We start from the raw sequence: 18,880 nt of genomic DNA on the forward strand, positions 1-18,880 counted from the left end.
CGACGAGGTGGGGCCATCAGGTGCGAAACCAGCGGGCGCGGCGGGCCCGGCGGGCGCGGGCCAGCAGGACGGACCTCTCCGAGGTGCCGAGCCCCGGCGCAGCGCCGAGCATGGTCGGAGCGGGTCCGTGGAGGGCCTGACCGGCAGGGCTCTGCTCTGCTAGATTGGTCTATACCACATGAACTCCGGTTCCCCGTGTCCCCTCTGACCAGAACGGCAGGCCCTCCGTGGAAGTTGTGATCGTTCCGGACGCCAAGGCAGGTGGCGAGCTGATCGCCGAGGCCATGGCCCAGCTGCTGCGGCGCAAGCCCGACGCGTTGCTCGGCGTGGCCACCGGCTCGACCCCGCTGCCCATCTACCAGGCGCTGACGGCGAAGGTCGGCGGTGGCGAGGTCGACGCGTCCCGGGCGCGCATCGCCCAGCTCGACGAGTACGTGGGGCTGCCGACCGGACACCCCGAGTCCTACCGGGCGACGGTGCTGCGCGAGGTCGTGCAGCCGCTCGGGCTCGGCGAGGAGTCCTTCATCGGCCCGGACGGCAGCGCCGAGGACGTGCAGGCGGCCTGCGCGGCGTACGACAAGGCGCTTCAGGAGGCCGGGGGTGTCGATCTCCAGCTGCTCGGGATCGGGACCGACGGGCACATCGGGTTCAACGAGCCGTGTTCGTCGATCGCGTCGCGGACCCGGATCAAGACGCTGACCGAGCAGACCATCGCGGACAACGCGCGGTTCTTCGACGGCGACCTCAGCCAGGTGCCCCGGCACGTCATCACGCAGGGCATCGGGACCATCCTCGAAGCCCGTCACCTGGTGCTGCTCGCGACCGGTGAGGGCAAGGCCGACGCGGTCGCCGCCACGGTCGAGGGGCCCGTCGCCTCGGTGGTGCCCGCCTCCGCGCTGCAGTTGCACCCGCATGCGACCGTCGTCGTGGACGAGGCCGCCGCGTCCAAGTTGAAGCTCGCGGACTATTTCCGGCACACGTATGCCAACAAGCCTTCGTGGCAGGGGCTTTAGGCTCCGCCTGGACCGGGCGTAAAGGTGCCGGCCCCCTTGAGGGGGCCGGCACCTTTTTCTGTTTCGTTGTCGGCTGCGGGCCGGTGGTGCTTCTCGCGCAGTTCCCCGCGCCCCTGGAAGCGAGCTTCGCTCGCCCAGGGGGAAGCTGCGCGTAGCGCATGCTTCAGGGGCGCGGGGAACTGCGCGACCAGCCCCCACCGGGCCGCAGCCGAGAGTCGACCGGTCGGGGCTAGGCCCCCACGATCACCTCGGCGGCAGCCGTGCCGCAGACTCGGGCCGCGCCGTGCGTGGCGATGTGGAGCGCGCCGCGCGGGGTGGCCTGGGGGACGCCCATCTCCACGACCACGGTGTCGGGCCGCGCCGCCAGCAGGGTGTCGACGGCGGCCGCCATCCACCCGTGCCGGTGCTCGTCGCGGACGACCGCGATCACGCGCCGCTCCCCCGCGGCGGCGAGCGCCGCGGCTCCCGCGTCGGCGCCCGTGTAGGAGCCGGTGGTGGTGCCGGGCAGCAGGCGTTCGAGTTCGGCCGCGACACCCCAGGGGGTCTCGTCGCCGACCGCGATGTTGGCGACCGGGGAGAACGCCGCCACATGGACGGGGGCCCCGGCGGCCGACGGCACGTACCCGGCGGACCGGGTCACCGTCAGCGCGCGGCGGGCCGCGACCAGGCCGATCTCCGGGTCGGCGGGCACGCCTCCCGACGTGCCGGCGGCGCCGGAGGTCCAGGCGGCGAGCGAGCGCACCCGGGCGGCGGCGTCGGCGAGCCGTTCCTCGGCCAGTTCCCCGGACCGTACGGCCGCGACCAGCGCGTCGCTGAGCTGCACCACGGTCTCGTCGTCGGCGAGCCCGCCGCCCACGCAGATCGCGTCGGCGCCGGCCGCGATGGCGAGGACGCTGCCGCGCTCGATGCCGTACGTGGCGGAGATGGCCTGCATCTCCATGCCGTCGGTGACGATGAGGCCCTCGTAGCCGAGTTCCTCGCGGAGCAGGCCGGTGAGGATGCGACGGGACAACGTTGCCGGACGCTCGGTGTCGAGCGCCGGGACCAGGATGTGGGCGCTCATCACGGCCAGCGAACCGGCCGCGATCGCCGCGCGGAACGGCGCGAGGTCGCGGGTGTGCAGCACGTCCAGGCCGACGTCGATGCGCGGCATGTCGTGGTGCGAGTCCACCGCGGTGTCGCCGTGCCCGGGGAAGTGCTTGGTGCAGGCGGCGACGCCCGCGGACTGGAGGCCCGAGACGTACGCGGCGGTGTGCCGGGCGACGAGGTCGGGGTCGGCGCCGAAGGAGCGGACGCCGATGACCGGATTCTCCGCGTTGGCGTTGACGTCGGCGGACGGCGCCCAGTTGAGGTTGACGCCGCATTCGGCGAGGCGGCGGCCCAGTTCGAGGGCGACGGCCCGGGTCAGGTCGGTGTCGTCGACCGCGCCGAGCGCGTGGTTGCCGGGGAAGGACGAGCCGGTGCGCACCTCGAGGCGGGTGACGTCGCCGCCCTCCTCGTCGATGGCGACCAGGATGTCGTCCCGCTCGGACCGCAGCTGGGCGGTCAGGGCGGCCAGTTGTTCGGCGGAGGCGATGTTGCGGCCGAACAGGCCCACCGACGCCAGGCCCTCGCCGACCCGGCGCAGCAGCCAGTCGGGCGCGGTCATGCCCGGGAAACCGGGTTGCAGGACCGTCAGGGCATCCCGCGTGAGGGTGTCCGTACCGTGTGCGAGTGTCGTCATCAGGTGGCGTTATCCCTTCACGGCGCCGGCGGTGAGACCCGCGGCCATCTTGCGCTGGACGAAGAGGAACAGAACCACGATCGGCACGGCCATCATCGTGGATCCGGCCATCATCGGGGCGTACTCCGTACCGTGCTTCGTGGTGAAGTTGCCGAGCCAGACCGTGGCCGTCTGGTGCTTCTGGCTCATCAGCATCAGGGCGTACAGGTACTCGTTCCAGGCCTGGATGAAGGCGTAGACCGAGGTGGCGACCATGCCGGGGGCGAGCAGCGGGAAGACGACGCGGACGAAGGCGCCGGTGCGGGTGCACCCGTCGACCTGGGCGGCCTCCTCCAGCTCCTTGGGGATGTTCACGATGAACCCGCGCAGGGTCCACACCGTGAAAGGCAGGATGAAGGTCAGGTACGTGATGACCAGGCCGGAGAGCTTGTCGTACTGATCCAGGTCGTTCAGGAGCAGGAAGACCGGGATGATCATGGCGACGAGCGGCACCATCTGCACCGCGAGGATGCCGACGATCACGACCTTGCGGCCGCGGAACGCGAACCGCGAGATGGCGAGCGCCGCCAGCATGCCGACGATGATGCCGATGACGACCACGACGAGCGAGACGACGAGGCTGCGGCCGACCGGGCCCCAGAAGTCCGAGATCTCGAGGGCGCGCTTGAAGTTGTCGAGCGTGAACCCGGTCGGGAACAGGCTCGGGTCCGGGTCGATGGCGTCCTTGGCGGGCTTGAACGCCGTGTTGACCATCCAGTAGACCGGGAAGCCGACGACGAGGAAGACCAGCAGGCCGACGACGTTCCAGCCGAGCTTGGACTTGCGGCGGCCGCTGTCCGCGGTGATCGTCACCGGGGCCGCCTTCCCGGGCTTGCCCGGCTTGTTCGGCTTCCCCTGCTGCACAGGGGCGGTGGTGGCGCTCACTCGACCTCTCCGATCTTGAGCATCTGGCGCATGTAGACGGCGACGACGCCGAGCAGCAGGATCACCGTGATCAGGGCGATCGCGGAGCCCTGGGCGTAGTCGTTGACCTGGAACGCCCGGTCGTACGAGTAGGTGGTGAGCAGCTGGAACTCGTCCTCGGGGTGGCCGTTGCGCATCACGAAGACCTGCGGGAAGACACCCATGTCCCAGATCACCGAGAGCGTCGTCAGCATCACGATGATCGGCTTGAGGATCGGCAGGGTGACGAAGCGGAAGACGCCCCAGGCGCCGGCGCCGTCGAGGCGCGCGGCCTCCTCCATCTCCTTGGGGACCTGGGTCAGGCCCGCGCTGAGCGTGATGACCACGAAGGGCACGGCGCCCCAGACCACGAGGAGCATGATGACGGCGAGACCCTGGGGGCCGCTGGCGAACCAGTTGTGGCCGACCATGTCGACGCCCGGCAGCTTGCTCAGCAGGGCGTTGAAGATGCCGTAGTCGGAGTCGAAGAGCCACTTGAAGACGGTGGTGGCGACGATGATGGGCATGCCCCAGCTCGCCACGAGCGCGATGTTGATGAGCGTCTTCACCCAGCCCGAGACGCGCTGCTGGAGCAGCGCGATGAGCATGCCGACGACCATCGTGAAGATGACGGATCCGGCGGCGAAGACGATGGTGCGGACGACGACCTGCCAGAACTGGCTGTCGCCGAGGATCGCGGTGAAGTTGTCGAAGCCGACCGACTCGGGGTCCTGGAAGCCCCACAGCTGGGACTGGCCGAACTTCTGGAAGGAGAGTGTGACCAGCCGGATCATCGGGTAGCCGAGGACCAGGACGAGGATCAGCAGGCAGGGGGCGAGCAGCGCCCACGGGGTGGCCGCGCCGCCCGAGCGCTTTCTGCGTGGTCCCTGCGGGGACCCGCTCGCGCCGCCCGGCGGCGGTGATTGCCGCGGCGGCGGCATCTTGGCAGTGGTCGTGTCTGCGGCACTCATCCGCGCGCTCCTCAGCGGTCCCTCAGGTCTTGCGATACGTCGAGCTCAGCCGTGGGTACGCGCCCGGCGCGCGAGGCGCACGGGGCGTACGGAGGTACGAGCCGCGGGGCCCCGTCGGCCGGCTGCCGGCCGACGGGGCCCCGCGTCGGATCACTTGGTGTTGATGACCTTGTCGATCTTGGCGTCGGCGTCCTTCGCGGCCTGCGCGACGGACTTCTTGCCGGTGCCGATCTCCTGCAGCATCGTCTGCAGGACCTGGGCCTTCTCGACCGCACCCCAGCCCGGGGCCATCGGGACGAACCAGTTGGACTCGGCCGCGGTGGCCGGGACCTCGGTCTTCGGATCGGCCTTCATGGTGGCCAGGTCCTTCTTGTTGTTGGGCAGGTTGCCCTTGGCCATCAGGCCGGCCTGGCCCTTGGCGCCGGTGAAGGCGTTGATCCACTCGCCGGCCACGGCCTGCGCGTCGGACTTCACCGGGACGGCGAGGTCGGAGCCGCCGAGGAAGACGGGCATCGCCTTGCCGGACGGACCCGGCATCACGAAGTTCTCGAGGTTGTCCTTGAGCTTGCCGGTCTTGTCGTTCTTCGGGTCGGCGGAGGTCGCGCCCTCCCAGGCCGCACCGAAGATCAGGTCCGACTTGCCCTGCCCGTACACGATGTAACGGTCGGACTCGTCCTTGGTCTTGTCACCGTGCATGTACTTGTCGATGACGTTCTTGAACTCGTCGAGGCCCTTCTGGGACTCGGCCGAGGAGAGGTTGGCGACCCACTTGCCGCCCTCTTCCTTGGCGATGGAGCCGCCGGCGTCGTAGACGAAGGACATGGCCGCGTACCAGTCACGGGTGGGCTGGTACCAGGCGTTGAACTTGTCGCCCTGCTTCTTCTGGATCTTGTCCAGGGCGGCGGTGAGGTCGGCGTACGACTTCGGCGCGGCCTTGATGCCCGAGGCCTTGGCGATGTCCGTGCGCCAGGTCGCCACGCGGCCACCGGCGTAGTACGGGACGCCGTAGGTCTTGCCGTCGTACGTCACCGAGGCCTTGAGGCCGTCGAGCCACTGGTCCGAGTTCTCGAACTTGGCGGGGTCGACCGGGGCGAGCGCGCCCTTGACCATGTAGCTGAGCATCTCGGTGTTGCCCATCTCGACCACGTCCGGCACCTTGTCGGTGGCGAGGACGGCGTCGAGCTTGGCAGGCTTGTCCGGCCAGCCGTAGTACTCGTGGTTGATCTTGATGCCGGGGTGCTTCTTCTTGATGGCCGCGTCGGCCGCCTTGACCAGGTCCGGCCAGTTGTTCTGGGCGTCGACCGTCAGCCAGACGGTCAGCTCCTTGGCGTCCGCCCCCGCGTTGTCGGACTTCTTGTCACTGTCGCCACACGCCGCGACCGAGACCATGATGCCCGCGATACCGATCGCCGCTATCAGCTTGCGCTTCACGCCACCCTCCTCAGGGATGCCAGCAACCCCCCACCCACAGCGACGCATACGACGAGTAGTGCTCGTGGGACTGGGACCTGGTCATTAATGGTGTAGACCAGTAAGCGGAGCTTGGCCCAGACCAATAGGCGTGTCAAGGGTGGCTGAGAAAGGTCCGTGCGTCCGTTATCGGAACGACACCCGCCTGTCATGGCAGGGGGGTTGAGCCCGTGGCGCACCACTTGCCCGGGAACGCTCCCACCAATCGGCGATGTGGACTAGACCAGGCGGTCACCGGACGGTATAAGGAGGGATCACGGAGCGTGCGGGGCCTGAAGAGGGGTCCCACCCAGCGAGCCGTGCCACGATGAGAACCGTGGAGCCGTGGCCGATGCGCGTGGACGTCGGTCGCATCGGCACAGGAGCCGGGAAGGCGGAGCAGCGGAGCATGAGCACCGACGTCAGCAGTGCGGAGAACGAGAGCGGGGCGCCTGTCCGTACCGCGCGCGTGCCCAAGTACTACCGCCTGAAGAAGCACCTGCTCGACATGACGGAGACGCTCCCGCCGGGCACTCCGGTGCCGCCGGAGCGCACGCTGGCCGCCGAGTTCGACACCTCCCGCACCACGGTCCGCCAGGCCCTCCAGGAGCTCGTCGTCGAGGGCCGCCTGGAGCGCATCCAGGGCAAGGGCACCTTCGTCGCCAAGCCCAAGGTCTCCCAGGCGCTCCAACTCACCTCGTACACCGAGGACATGCGGGCCCAGGGCCTGGAGCCGACCTCCCAGCTGCTCGACATCGGCTATGTGACCGCGGACGACACCCTCGCGGGCCTGCTCGACATCACGGCCGGCGGGCGCGTGCTGCGCATCGAGCGGCTGCGCCTGGCGAGCGGCGAGCCGATGGCCATCGAGACCACGCACCTGTCGGCCAAGCGCTTCCCCGCGCTGCGCCGCAGCCTCGTCAAGTACACGTCCCTGTACACGGCGTTGGCCGAGGTCTACGACGTCCATCTCGCCGAGGCCGAGGAGACCATCGAGACGTCGCTGGCCACGCCGCGCGAGGCGGGCCTGCTCGGCACGGACGTAGGCCTGCCGATGCTGATGCTCTCCCGGCACTCGATCGACGGCTCGGGCCAGCCGGTGGAGTGGGTGCGTTCGGTGTACCGCGGCGACCGCTACAAGTTCGTCGCGCGGCTCAAGCGCCCCATGGACTGATCCAACCCCAACTCCCGTAGCAGCAGGCCGTGTTCGCGCCGTAGCGCGCGTCGGCCCTTCTGCCCTACGGTCCTCCCGTCGCCGCATGGACGGGAGGGGACCACCTCGTGCGTACCGCATCTCCTCGCACCATCGCCCTTTGGACATGCGTCGCCCTCGTGGGCGCCGCCGGCTGGAGCGTGCTCGCGCTCGCGCGCGGGGAGGAGGTCTCCGCCGCGTGGATGGTGACCGCCGCGCTCGGCACGTACGCCATCGCCTACCGCTTCTACGCGCGGTTCATCGCGCGCAAGGTGCTCCGCGTCGACCCGAGGCGGGCCACCCCCGCCGAGCGGCTGAACGACGGCATGGACTTCCATCCCACCGACCGGCGGGTGCTCCTCGGGCACCACTTCGCCGCGATCGCCGGGGCCGGGCCGCTGGTCGGCCCGGTGCTCGCCGCGCAGATGGGCTATCTGCCGGGCACCATCTGGATCATCGTGGGCGTCGTCCTCGCGGGCGCCGTCCAGGACATGGTGGTGCTGTTCTTCTCCACCCGGCGCGACGGGCGCTCCCTGGGGCAGATGGCCCGGGAGGAGATCGGCCCGTTCGGCGGGGCCGCGGCCCTGCTCGCCGCCTTCGCCATCATGATCATCCTGCTCGGGGTGCTCGCCCTCGTCGTCGTGAACGCGCTGGCCGCCTCCCCGTGGGGGACGTTCTCCATCGCGATGACCGTCCCCATCGCCCTGTTCATGGGCTTCTACCTGCGCGTCCTGCGGCCCGGCCGGGTCAGCGAGGTCTCGCTCATCGGGGTCGCGCTGCTGCTGCTCGCGCTGGTCGCGGGGCGCTGGGTCGCCGAGTCGTCCTGGGCCGGCGCCTTCACCCTGAAGCCCGCCACGCTCGTCCTGTGGCTGGTCGGGTACGGGTTCGTGGCCTCGGTGCTGCCGGTGTGGATGCTGCTCGCGCCGCGCGACTACCTCTCCACCTTCATGAAGCTCGGCACCATCGCGCTGCTCGCCGTCGGCGTGGTCGTCGCGCTGCCGACGCTGAGGATGGACCCCGTCACCGACTTCGCCTCGCGGGGCGACGGGCCGGTGTTCGCCGGGTCGCTGTTCCCGTTCGTCTTCATCACCATCGCGTGCGGCGCCCTGTCCGGGTTCCACGCGCTCATCTCGTCCGGCACGACGCCGAAGATGATCCAGAAGGAGACGCAGGTCCGGATGATCGGCTACGGCTCCATGCTCATGGAGTCGTCGGTCGCCGTCATGGCGCTCATCGCCGCCTCGATCATCGATCCCGGCCTGTACTTCGCCATGAACGCGCCCGCGGGCGTCATCGGCGACAGCGTGCAGTCCGCCTCGCAGGCCGTGGCGCACTTCGGGTACTCGATCTCGCCGGGCGACCTGGCCCAAGCCGCGAAGAACGTCGAGGAGTCGACGCTCCTGTCCCGCACGGGCGGCGCGCCCACCCTCGCCATCGGCGTCTCGGAGATCTTCTCGAAGGTGACAGGGGACGGCCTGCGCGCCTTCTGGTACCACTTCGCCATCATGTTCGAGGCGCTGTTCATCCTGACCGCGCTCGACGCCGGGACGCGCGTGGGCCGCTTCATGCTCCAGGACATGCTCGGCAACGTCGTGAAGCCGTTCAAGAACGTGAGCTGGAAGCCGGGACTGCTCCTGTGCAGCGCCGCCGTCGTCGGTCTGTGGGGCTACTTCCTCTGGGTCGGCGTGCACGAACCGCTCGGCGGGATCAACCAGCTCTTCCCGATCTTCGGCATCGCCAATCAGCTGCTCGCGGCCGTGGCGCTGGCCGTCTGCACCACCCTCCTGGTGAAGTCCGGGCGGCTCAAGTGGGCGTGGATCACCGGGATCCCGCTCGCCTGGGACGCCACGGTGACCCTCACCGCGAGCTGGCAGAAGGTGTTCTCGTCCGACCCGAAGGTCGGCTTCTTCCAGCAGCGCGCGAACTACCGGGACGCGATCGACGCCGGGAAGGTGCTGCCGCCCGCCAAGACCATGGACGACATGCACACCGTCGTCACCAACTCCACGGTGGACGGCGTCCTTTCGGCGGCGCTCGCGCTGCTCGTCGTCGTGGTGCTCGTGGACGCGGCCCGGGTCTGCGTGCAGCACGTACGCGACCCGCGCCCGTCGAAGCTCAGTGAGGCCCCGTATCTGGAGTCCGCGCTGGTGGCACCGGCCGGTCTCTTCCCCAGCCGGAAGGAGAAGGAGGAACGTCGTGACGCTGGTGTCGGCAGTGCTGCGGGTCGGTAGGCAGGTGCGTTGGTACGTCCGCGAGTTGACGGACGAAGCGGCGTACGACCGCTATGTGGCGCACCTTCGGGCCGCGCATCCGGAGATCTGCGCGCCCTCGCGGCGGGAGTTCGAGCGGATGCGGACGGACCGCCAGGAATCGGATCCGCGGCAGGGGTTCCGCTGCTGCTGACAGCCCGTCGTGGCCCGTCCGTTATGCGGACGGGGGTTCCGTGGAGCAAGACTCTCGCCTAGATTTCCCGCACGTTAAGCATGAGATAAGTGGAACCAGCGAGGGGACGGAGCCGCGTCATGTCCGATGCGCCTGAAGTGAACGGGCCGGTGGTCACACCGGTCCGCGTCGTCATTGCACTGTGTCTGATCGCTCCGTTCGTGGCGATGCTCTGGGTGAGCTCCTACGCCAAGGTCGACCCGACGTTCATCGGGATTCCGTTCTTCTACTGGTACCAGATGCTCTGGGTGCTGATCTCGACCGCGCTCACGATGACCGCGTACAAGCTGTGGCAGCGCGACCAGCGCGGCCGTAAGTCGGACCGGTCCGCGGGGAGCAAGGCGTGAACAACGGGGTCAACGGTGTCGCGCTCACCGTCTTCATCATCTTCTTCGTGGCCGTCACGGTCATGGGCTTCCTCGCCGCGCGCTGGCGCAGGTCCGAGAACGACTCGCTCGACGAATGGGGCCTGGGCGGCCGCTCGTTCGGCACCTGGATCACCTGGTTCCTGCTCGGCGGCGACCTCTACACGGCGTACACCTTCGTCGCCGTCCCCGCGGCGATCTACGCGGCCGGCGCCTCCGGCTTCTTCGCGGTGCCGTACACGATCCTCGTGTACCCGCTGATCTTCACGTTCCTGCCGCGCCTGTGGTCGGTCTCGCACAAGCACGGGTACGTGACGACGTCGGACTTCGTGCGCGGGCGCTTCGGCTCGAAGGGCCTGTCCCTCGCGGTCGCGGTCACCGGCATCCTCGCCACGATGCCGTACATCGCGCTCCAACTGGTCGGCATCCAGGCAGTGCTGGACGTCATGGGCGTCGGCGGCGGCGAGGGCACCAACTGGTTCGTCAAGGACCTGCCGCTGCTGATCGCGTTCGGCGTGCTCGCCGCGTACACCTACTCGTCCGGGCTCCGGGCCCCCGCGCTGATCGCGTTCGTCAAGGACACGCTGATCTACATCGTCATCGCGGTCGCCATCATCTACATCCCGATCAAGCTGGGCGGCTTCGACGACATCTTCGCGGCGGCGGGGAAGAAGTTCGAGCAGATCAACCCCGCGACGGACAAGCCCGTCGGGGCGCTCGCGCCCGGCTCGTCCGGCACCTGGACGTACGCGACGCTCGCGCTCGGCTCGGCCCTCGCGCTGTTCATGTACCCGCACTCGATCACGGCGACCCTGTCGTCCAAGAGCCGCGAGGTCATCCGCCGCAACACCACGATCCTGCCGCTGTACTCGCTCATGCTGGGCCTGCTCGCGCTGCTCGGGTTCATGGCGATCGCGGCCGGGATCAAGGTGCAGAACGGGCAGTTGGCGATCCCGCAGCTCTTCGAGGACATGTTCCCCGACTGGTTCGCGGGCGTCGCGTTCGCCGCGATCGGCATCGGCGCGCTGGTCCCGGCGGCCATCATGTCGATCGCCGCGGCGAACCTGTTCACGCGCAACATCTACAAGGACTTCATCAAGCCCGACGCGACACCGCAGCAGGAGACCAAGGTCTCCAAGCTGGTCTCGCTGCTTGTGAAGGTCGGCGCGCTCGCCTTCGTCCTCACCATGGACAAGACGGTCGCGATCAACTTCCAGCTGCTGGGCGGCATCTGGATCCTCCAGACCTTCCCGGCGCTCGTCGGCGGTCTGTTCACCCGCTGGTTCCACCGCTGGGCGCTGCTCGCCGGCTGGGCCGTCGGCATGGTGTACGGCACGCTCGCCGCGTTCGGCGTGGAGTCGCCGACGCAGAAGCACTTCGGCGGCTCCTCGGCGGAGATCCCGGGCATCGGCCAGATCGGCTACATCGGCATGACGGCGATCGTGCTGAACGTGATCGTGACCGTGGTCCTCACCTTCATTCTGCGGGCCGTGAAGGCACCGGAGGGCGTCGACGAGACCTCTCCGTCCGACTACACCGCGGACGCCGGTGACAAGGGTGTGCAGGTCGAGCTGCCCACCGTCGGGGCCGGTCACTAGCACCGCTCCCCCACCGTCCACCTGACGAGCCCCTCCCGGCCGGAGGGGCTCGTCCCGTTACGGTGACCCGGTACAGCCCCGCACCACCCGCCTTGGAGGAACCGTGCCCGCCCCCATCGTTCTCGACAGTGATCCCGGTATCGACGACGCCGTGGCGCTCCAGTACCTGCTCGGCACCGGCCTGTGGGACCTCAAGGCGTACACCACGGTCGGCGGCAACGTCCCCGCCGAGCAGACCTTCCGCAACGGCCGCGCCCTCGCCCGCGCCTTCGGCATCGACGGCGACGTGTCCGTGCACCGCGGCGCGGGCCGCCCGCTGACCCGGCTGCCCTACTCGGCGGCCGGCGAGTTCCACGGCGCCTCCGGGCTCGGCGCCGAGACGCTGCCCGACTCCACCGCGCCCGAGGTGGCCGAGTCCTCGGCGCAGGCGCTGCTGCGGCTCTCCCGCTCGTACGAGGGTGAACTCACCGTCTGCGCCACGGGACCGCTCACCAATGTGGCCCTCGCGCTCACCGAGGACCCGGACTTCGCGCGGCGCGTGAAGAAGCTCGTCTTCATGGGCGGCGCCGCCGACGTGCCCGGGAACATCACGCCGGTCGCCGAGTTCAACGCCTGGGCGGACCCGGATGCCGTGGACCTCGTCGTCTCCTCCGGGATCGCTTACACGATGGTCGGCCTGGACGCGACGCACGGCTGGCGGTTCACCACCGACGACCTGGAGACCCTGCGGGCGTCCGGCGAGGGCATGGCGCTCACCTCCCGTCTGATGGACTTCTACCTCGGCGCATACCGGGAGACCGGCGGCTCCCCGCTGCACGACCCGCTGGCCGTGGGCGTGTGCGCCGACGAGTCGTTCGTGACCGCCGCCGAGGGCACGGTCGTGGTGGAGTGCGGCTCCGAACTCACGCGCGGCAAGACCGTGTTCATCCCCTACGACGCGGACTACCCCCGCGCCTACTACCAGGAGTCCCCGCTGGTCGCGGCCCGCACCGAGCGCCGTGGCCGGGTCGCCCTCGGCACCGGCCCGCGCAACTTCACCGAGGACTTCGTGAACACCCTCCTCAAGCAGCCGAGCGTCGCGTGAGCGCCCCCGCGGCCGTCACCGTCCGGGCCGTGCGCCCCGAGGACCACGCCCGGCTCGGCGAGATCGGCGCCGCCTCCTATCTGGACAGCGGGCTGCTCGCGTTCGGCGAGAGCGACTGGTACGCGGGAGAGCTGCGCGATGTCGCGCGGCGCGCCCGGGAGGCGACCGTGCTCGTCGCGGTCGGCCCCGACGGGGCCGTGCTCGGCGGTGTCACGTACGTCCCCGCGCACGACCATCCGTACGCCGAGGTGGCCCAGGAGGGCGAGGCCGAGTTCCGGATGCTGGCCGTGGCCGCCGAGGCACGCGGGCAGGGCGCGGGGGCGGCCCTCGTGCGGGCCGTGATCGACCGCGCGCGGGCCGACGGACGCACGGCACTCGTGCTGTCCACCCAGCCCGTCGCGACCGCCTCGCACCGGCTCTACGAGCGGCTCGGGTTCCTCCGGGCGCCCGGCCGGGACTGGGCGCCGGTGCCCGAGGTGACGCTCCTGGGCTACGAGTTGAGGCTCAGCGACTGATCCCGTAAAGATCGCCGCGCACCTCCCGGGCGAGCCGGGCGGCCCAGCGGACGGTCGCGTCGCGGTCGGTGCCCTCGCCGCTGATGACCTGGACGAGGACGCCGCCGACGCGGACGTGGGCGGTGTACGTGGTCGTGATGTCGCCCTCGTAGGAGATGTCCTGGATCTCCAGGTACGCCTCGTCGCCGAGCCCCGTCAGCGGCTCGGCGCGATAGCGCTCGGTGGCGGAGCCTGCCTCCATGTCGGAAGCGAACTCCGGGCAGTGGCGCAGGATGTCCTGCTCGACGCGGTGCAGTTCCCGGGCGGCCGCGGGCCGCAGCGACACGAGGAGCTGGGTGACCACGATGTGGCCGCGCGGCGGCGCGTGGGTCCGGTCGGTCCAGGAGGCGTAGGTGGAGGCCGTGGTGCCGCGGTAGGCGCCCGGGCCGAGCCACGCCGGGTCCGCCTCGCTCTCCAGGCAGTACGACCACCGGCCGCGCCGCTGCTCGTGGGTGGACTCGAACGCCATCGCGAAGCCTTCGTCGGCCTCCAGGCCCCGCCCGAAGGCGGACGCGGGCAGCAGGGCGGCCCGCAGCCGCTCGGCGCTGAAAGTGCGCTCGCCGGGACCGGCGGCGTCCAGTCCGGGCGCGGTCACCGGGCCGGTCGGCCGGACCAGCTCGGGGCGGGGCGACTCCGCGCGCGTCGGCGTCGCGGACGCGGTCCTGCTCGACGCGGGCCGCTCGTGCGCCGCCGGCCGATCAGCACCGCACCCGGCCAGAAGCCCCGCCACAACCGGCACCACGGCCGCCGTCCACCACCCGCGCATGGCATCACGCTCCCCCGGATCGCCCACAGTGCGAGACCCTAGCCGACACAAGATGTGGGGCTGCGGCGAACACCCGGCACAACATGTATGCTCGCTCTCGCTGTCAGCGCAGGGGAATCCGGTGCAAATCCGGAACTGTCCCGCAACGGTGAACGTAAGCCTCATCCAGGCGCCCACGTGAGTCCGAGGACCTGCCGACGGCACGCCCGAGCCACCCGGCCCGGGTGTCGACGACGTCCGGGCCTCGTGGAATGGGCCGGTGACGCGGGCCCTGCCGTGCGCGGGCCCCTGCCACTGTCTCCCCGCGGGCCCCGAGCCGAGCGAGGGAGAGCCCCACCGTGACCATCGCGCCCGCTGATCCTGCCTCAGTCGTGGTCGAGCCCGCGGCTCACGACGCCCCCGGTACCGCGTTGCTGCGCACCCTGACCGAGCTGACCGCCGATCTGCCCGGCGCGGATCCCGGCCGGGTCGCGGCCGCCGCGCTGCGGGGCCGCAGCGCGCGGGCCGACGAGGCCGAGCTGCGCGAACTCGCCACCGAGGGCGCGGCCGGGCTGATCTCCGAGGATCCCGTCTACTCCCGGCTCGCCGCGCGGCTGCTCACCCTCTCCATCGCCGCCGAGGCGGCCTCGCAGGGCGTGACCTCGTTCACCGGGTCGATCGCCGTCGGCCACCGCGAGGGCCTGATCGCGGACCGCACCGCCGAGTTCGTCCGCGTGCACGCCGTGCGGCTCGACGCGCTGGTGGACCGCGCGGCCGACGACCGCTTCGGCTACTTCGGCCTGCGCACCGTCTTCAGCCGCTACCTGCTGCGCCACCCGATCACCCGCAAGGTGATCGAGACGCCCCAGCACTTCATGCTGCGGGTCGCGGCGGGTCTCGCCGAGGACGACTCCGTGCGCGCGCTCGACGAGGTCGCGGCGCTGTACGGCCTGATGAGCCGGCTCGACTACCTCCCCTCCTCCCCCACGCTCTTCAACTCCGGCACCCGGCACCCGCAGATGTCGAGCTGCTACCTCCTCGACTCGCCGCTGGACGAGCTGGACTCGATCTACGACCGGTACCACCAGGTGGCCCGGCTCTCCAAGCACGCGGGCGGCATCGGCCTCTCGTACTCCCGCATCCGCTCGCGCGGTTCGCTGATCCGCGGCACGAACGGGCACTCCAACGGCATCGTGCCGTTCCTGAAGACCCTCGACGCGTCGGTCGCCGCCGTGAACCAGGGCGGGCGCCGCAAGGGCGCGGCCGCCGTCTACCTGGAGACCTGGCACTCCGACATCGAGGAGTTCCTGGAGCTGCGCGACAACACCGGCGAGGACGCGCGCCGCACGCACAACCTCAACCTGGCGCACTGGATCCCGGACGAGTTCATGCGCCGGGTCGACGCCGACCGGCCGTGGTCGCTGTTCTCCCCGGCCGACGTGCCCGAGCTGGTCGACCTGTGGGGCGACGAGTTCGACGCCGCGTACCGGAAGGCCGAGGCCGAGGGGAAGGCGCTCAAGACCATCCCCGCCCGCGACCTGTACGGCCGCATGATGCGCACCCTCGCGCAGACCGGCAACGGCTGGATGACGTTCAAGGACGCCGCCAACCGCACCGCCAACCAGACCGCGGAGCCCGGCCAGACGGTCCACTCCTCGAACCTGTGCACCGAGATCCTGGAGGTGACGGACGACGGGGAGACCGCCGTCTGCAACCTCGGCTCGGTGAACCTGGGCTCGTTCGTCGTCGAGGGCGACATCGACTGGGAGCGGCTCGACGAGACCGTCCGCACGGCCGTCACCTTCCTCGACCGGGTCGTCGACATCAACTTCTACCCGACCGAGCAGGCGGGCCGCTCCAACGCCCGCTGGCGTCCGGTGGGCCTGGGCGCGATGGGCCTCCAGGACGTCTTCTTCAAGCTCCGCCTGCCGTTCGACTCCCCCGAGGCCAAGGCCCTCTCCACGCGGCTCCAGGAGCGGATCATGCTCGCCGCGTACGAGGCGTCGGCGGACCTCGCCGAGCGCAACGGCCCGCTGCCCGCCTGGGAGAAGACCCGCACGGCGCGCGGTGTGCTGCACCCCGACCACTACGACGTCGAGTTCACCTGGCCGGAGCGCTGGGCCGCGCTGCGGGAACGTATCGCCACGACGGGGATGCGCAACTCGCTGCTGCTCGCCATCGCGCCGACGGCCACGATCGCCTCGATCGCCGGTGTCTACGAGTGCATCGAGCCGCAGGTCTCCAACCTGTTCAAGCGCGAGACGCTGTCCGGCGAGTTCCTCCAGGTCAACTCGTACCTGGTGGACGAGCTGAAGGCGCTCGGCGTGTGGGACGCGCAGACCCGTGAGGCGCTGCGCGAGTCCAACGGCTCGGTGCAGGGCTTCACCTGGGTGCCGGACGAGGTGCGGGCGCTGTACCGCACGGCGTGGGAGATCCCGCAGCGCGGGCTCATCGACATGGCGGCGGCCCGGACCGCCTTCCTCGACCAGGCCCAGTCGCTCAACCTGTTCCTGGAGACGCCGACCATCGGCAAGCTCTCCTCGATGTACGCGTACGCCTGGAAGTCGGGCCTGAAGACGACGTACTACCTGCGCTCGCGCCCCGCGACGCGCATCGCCCGCGCGGCCGGCCGCGCCACCGTCCCCGTACAGGTGGCCGATCCCGACGCGGTCGCCTGCTCCCTGGAAAACCCCGAGTCCTGCGAGGCCTGCCAGTAATGAACACTTCTCCGGAGAAGAACCTGCTCGACCCGGGCTTCGAACTGACCCTGCGCCCCATGCGCTACCCGGACTTCTACGAGCGCTACCGCGACGCGATCAAGAACACCTGGACCGTCGAGGAGGTCGACCTCCACTCGGACGTCGCCGACCTCGCCAAGCTCAGCCCGGGTGAGCAGCACATGATCGGCCGTCTCGTGGCGTTCTTCGCGACCGGTGACTCGATCGTCGCGAACAACCTGGTCCTGACGCTCTACAAGCACATCAACTCCCCCGAGGCGCGGCTCTACCTCTCGCGCCAGCTCTTCGAGGAGGCCGTGCACGTCCAGTTCTATCTGACGCTGCTCGACACCTACCTCCCCGACCCGGAGGACCGGACGGCGGCCTTCGCCGCGGTGGAGAACATCCCGTCCATCCGCGAGAAGGCCGAGTTCTGCTTCAAGTGGATGGACTCGGTGGAGAAGCTGGACCGCCTGGAGTCCAAGGCGGACCGCCGCCGCTTCCTGCTCAACCTGATCTGCTTCGCGGCGTGCATCGAGGGCCTGTTCTTCTACGGTGCCTTCGCGTACGTCTACTGGTTCCGCAGCCGGGGCCTGCTGCACGGCCTCGCCACCGGCACCAACTGGGTGTTCCGCGACGAGACGATGCACATGTCGTTCGCGTTCGACGTGGTCGACACCGTCCGCAAGGAGGAGCCGGAGCTCTTCGACGACGCGCTGGAGCAGCAGGTCACCGACATGCTGCGGGAGGCGGTCGAAGCGGAGCTGCAGTTCGGCCGCGACCTGTGCGGCGAGGGCCTGCCGGGCATGAACACCGACTCGATGCGCCAGTACCTGGAGTGCGTCGCCGACCAGCGCCTCCAGCGCCTCGGCTTCGCGCCGGTCTACGGCTCGGAGAACCCGTTCGCCTTCATGGAGCTCCAGGGCGTCCAGGAACTGACGAACTTCTTCGAGCGCCGCCCGTCGGCGTACCAGGTCGCGGTCGAGGGTTCGGTCGGCTTCGACGAGGAGTTCTGATCCGGAGAACGCCGGAAAATTGAGGTGACCCGTCCTGCCCGCGTCGGCAGACTCGGTCCATGACGGCACCTCAACTGGCGCAGGAAATAAAGGAGTTCTACTCCGACCACTACGACGAGCACGCCCGGCTCACGGACTCCGCGTGCGGGGTCCTGGAGCTGGTCCGTACCCAGGAGCTGCTGCGCCGCCATCTGCCGCCCGCCCCCGCGTCCGTCCTGGACGTGGGTGGCGGGCCGGGCGTGCATGCGCGGTGGCTGGCGGAGGACGGGTACCGGGTGCATCTCGTCGACCCGGTCGAGCGGCACGTGGCCCAGGCGCGGGAGGCGAGCGGGGCGTACACGGTCGAGGTGGGGGACGCGCGGGCGCTGACCGCCGCCGACGCCTCGTACGATGCCGTGCTGCTGCTCGGCCCGCTCTACCACCTGCCCGAACTGGCCGACCGGGAGCGGGCGTTGGCGCAGGCGCTGCGGGTGGTGCGGCCGGGCGGTCCGGTGGTCGGGGCCGGGATCCAGCGGTTCGCGCCGGTCTTCGACCATCTGGGGCACGGGCGGCTGCACCGGGACGGGCTGCCGGAGCGGGTCGGACGGGTCGTGGTCTCCGGGCGGAACGAGGGCAGGCACTTCACCAGCGCCTACTTCCACCGCACCGACCAACTGGCCGAGGAACTAAGGGCGTCGGGTCTCGTCGATGTCCGGGTGTACGGGGTCGAGGGCCCCGGCGACGGCGCCCTGAAGGCCACCGAACTGACGACCGGCCGACGTATCGCCCCGGACTCCGACCTGTTCAGGTCGGCTCTGGCGGCGGCCCGGCTGGCCGAGCCGCATCCGGAGCTGGCGGTGGCGAGTTCGCATCTGCTGGCCTTCGGACGGCGGCCGGCTCAGGCGACGGCCGCGTAGCGGGAGCGCCGCTCCTCGGCCTCGCGGGCCGCCCGGATCTCCCGATCGATCCGGCGGTCGCGGGCGATCCCGTACAGGGAGGGACCGGCGAGGAGGAGGAAGACGAACAGGACGGTCAGGTAGTTCATCGCTGTGTTCATGCCTCTACTCTGGCGCCGCCGCGACCCCCGCGG

17 protein-coding genes and 1 riboswitch are annotated in these 18,880 nt (G+C 70.3%); of the genes, 11 read left to right on the forward strand and 6 right to left on the reverse strand.

Annotated elements, in window-relative coordinates; all coding sequences use genetic code 11:
- The first annotated feature begins 227 nt into the window (after window positions 1-227).
- The gene (gene nagB, locus K377_RS28110) at window positions 228-1,013 is read left to right on the forward strand and encodes a glucosamine-6-phosphate deaminase (protein ID WP_111666350.1); all 786 of its coding nucleotides are present in this window, start codon (window positions 228-230) and stop codon (window positions 1,011-1,013) included.
- A 229-nt stretch (window positions 1,014-1,242) separates the two neighbouring features.
- Here the strand turns inward: nagB and K377_RS28115 are convergent, their stop codons facing one another.
- The 4 genes from K377_RS28115 to K377_RS28130 form a co-directional block, all read right to left on the reverse strand.
- Entirely contained in the window at window positions 1,243-2,736 is a 1,494-nt protein-coding gene (locus K377_RS28115) for a glycoside hydrolase family 3 protein (RefSeq protein WP_111666351.1), read from the reverse strand.
- Window positions 2,737-2,745: 9 nt separating this feature from the next.
- The gene (locus tag K377_RS28120; RefSeq protein ID WP_111666488.1) at window positions 2,746-3,588 is read right to left on the reverse strand and encodes a carbohydrate ABC transporter permease; all 843 of its coding nucleotides are present in this window, start codon (window positions 3,586-3,588) and stop codon (window positions 2,746-2,748) included.
- A gap of 68 nt (window positions 3,589-3,656) precedes the next feature.
- Window positions 3,657-4,649: a carbohydrate ABC transporter permease gene (locus K377_RS28125; RefSeq protein WP_111666352.1), complete on the reverse strand. Its 993-nt coding sequence runs from the start codon at window positions 4,647-4,649 to the stop codon at window positions 3,657-3,659.
- Between the two features lie 150 nt (window positions 4,650-4,799).
- Window positions 4,800-6,080 (reverse strand): extracellular solute-binding protein, encoded by a 1,281-nt coding sequence (locus K377_RS28130; RefSeq protein ID WP_111666353.1) that lies wholly within the window; start codon window positions 6,078-6,080, stop codon window positions 4,800-4,802.
- 427 nt (window positions 6,081-6,507) lie between these two features.
- On the opposite strand from K377_RS28130, the gene K377_RS28135 reads away from it, so the two are divergent.
- The 7 genes from K377_RS28135 (at window position 6,508) to K377_RS28165 (ending at window position 13,294) form a co-directional block, all read left to right on the forward strand.
- Window positions 6,508-7,272 (forward strand): GntR family transcriptional regulator, encoded by a 765-nt coding sequence (locus tag K377_RS28135; RefSeq protein ID WP_018535186.1) that lies wholly within the window; start codon window positions 6,508-6,510, stop codon window positions 7,270-7,272.
- A 107-nt stretch (window positions 7,273-7,379) separates the two neighbouring features.
- On the forward strand, window positions 7,380-9,521 hold the full coding sequence (locus K377_RS28140; RefSeq protein ID WP_111666354.1) for a carbon starvation CstA family protein: 2,142 nt from the start codon (window positions 7,380-7,382) through the stop codon (window positions 9,519-9,521).
- On the forward strand, window positions 9,493-9,693 hold the full coding sequence (locus K377_RS28145; RefSeq protein ID WP_202456023.1) for a YbdD/YjiX family protein: 201 nt from the start codon (window positions 9,493-9,495) through the stop codon (window positions 9,691-9,693). Before K377_RS28140 ends, K377_RS28145 begins: the two co-directional genes overlap by 29 nt.
- Before the next feature lie 119 nt (window positions 9,694-9,812).
- On the forward strand, window positions 9,813-10,079 hold the full coding sequence (locus tag K377_RS28150) for a DUF3311 domain-containing protein (RefSeq protein ID WP_111666355.1): 267 nt from the start codon (window positions 9,813-9,815) through the stop codon (window positions 10,077-10,079).
- Window positions 10,076-11,695: a monocarboxylate uptake permease MctP gene (gene mctP / locus K377_RS28155; RefSeq protein ID WP_111666356.1), complete on the forward strand. Its 1,620-nt coding sequence runs from the start codon at window positions 10,076-10,078 to the stop codon at window positions 11,693-11,695. The genes K377_RS28150 and mctP overlap by 4 nt, the downstream gene beginning before the upstream one ends.
- Window positions 11,696-11,798: 103 nt before the next feature.
- Entirely contained in the window at window positions 11,799-12,779 is a 981-nt protein-coding gene (locus K377_RS28160) for a nucleoside hydrolase (RefSeq protein ID WP_111666357.1), read from the forward strand.
- The gene (locus K377_RS28165; RefSeq protein WP_111666358.1) at window positions 12,776-13,294 is read left to right on the forward strand and encodes a GNAT family N-acetyltransferase; all 519 of its coding nucleotides are present in this window, start codon (window positions 12,776-12,778) and stop codon (window positions 13,292-13,294) included. The genes K377_RS28160 and K377_RS28165 overlap by 4 nt, the downstream gene beginning before the upstream one ends.
- On the opposite strand, the gene K377_RS28170 is transcribed toward K377_RS28165, so the two are convergent.
- Window positions 13,284-14,099 carry a hypothetical protein gene (locus K377_RS28170; RefSeq protein WP_111666359.1) on the reverse strand — a complete coding sequence of 272 codons (816 nt, stop codon included), beginning with the start codon at window positions 14,097-14,099 and terminating at the stop codon, window positions 13,284-13,286. The genes K377_RS28165 and K377_RS28170 overlap by 11 nt on opposite strands.
- Window positions 14,100-14,169: 70 nt before the next feature.
- Window positions 14,170-14,313, forward strand: a riboswitch (cobalamin riboswitch).
- A gap of 124 nt (window positions 14,314-14,437) precedes the next feature.
- Here K377_RS28170 and K377_RS28175 point away from each other — a divergent pair.
- The 3 genes from K377_RS28175 to K377_RS28185 are packed head-to-tail and all read left to right on the forward strand — an operon-like array spanning window position 14,438 to window position 18,707.
- Window positions 14,438-16,795, forward strand: a complete 2,358-nt coding sequence (locus tag K377_RS28175; protein ID WP_111666360.1) for a ribonucleoside-diphosphate reductase subunit alpha — start codon at window positions 14,438-14,440, stop codon at window positions 16,793-16,795.
- Entirely contained in the window at window positions 16,795-17,811 is a 1,017-nt protein-coding gene (locus K377_RS28180) for a ribonucleotide-diphosphate reductase subunit beta (protein ID WP_111666361.1), read from the forward strand. Before K377_RS28175 ends, K377_RS28180 begins: the two co-directional genes overlap by 1 nt.
- Before the next feature lie 59 nt (window positions 17,812-17,870).
- A complete protein-coding gene (locus K377_RS28185; protein ID WP_111666362.1) occupies window positions 17,871-18,707 on the forward strand; it encodes a bifunctional 2-polyprenyl-6-hydroxyphenol methylase/3-demethylubiquinol 3-O-methyltransferase UbiG in 837 nt (278 codons plus the stop codon).
- Here K377_RS28185 and K377_RS41770 read toward each other — a convergent pair.
- The gene (locus K377_RS41770) at window positions 18,689-18,847 is read right to left on the reverse strand and encodes a hypothetical protein (protein WP_181512658.1); all 159 of its coding nucleotides are present in this window, start codon (window positions 18,845-18,847) and stop codon (window positions 18,689-18,691) included. The two genes, K377_RS28185 and K377_RS41770, sit on opposite strands and share 19 nt — an antisense overlap.
- Window positions 18,848-18,880: the final 33 nt, after the last annotated feature.

The sequence above is a fragment of the Streptomyces sp. PsTaAH-137 genome (assembly GCF_003259365.1).
Classification (GTDB): Bacteria; Actinomycetota; Actinomycetes; order Streptomycetales; family Streptomycetaceae; genus Streptomyces.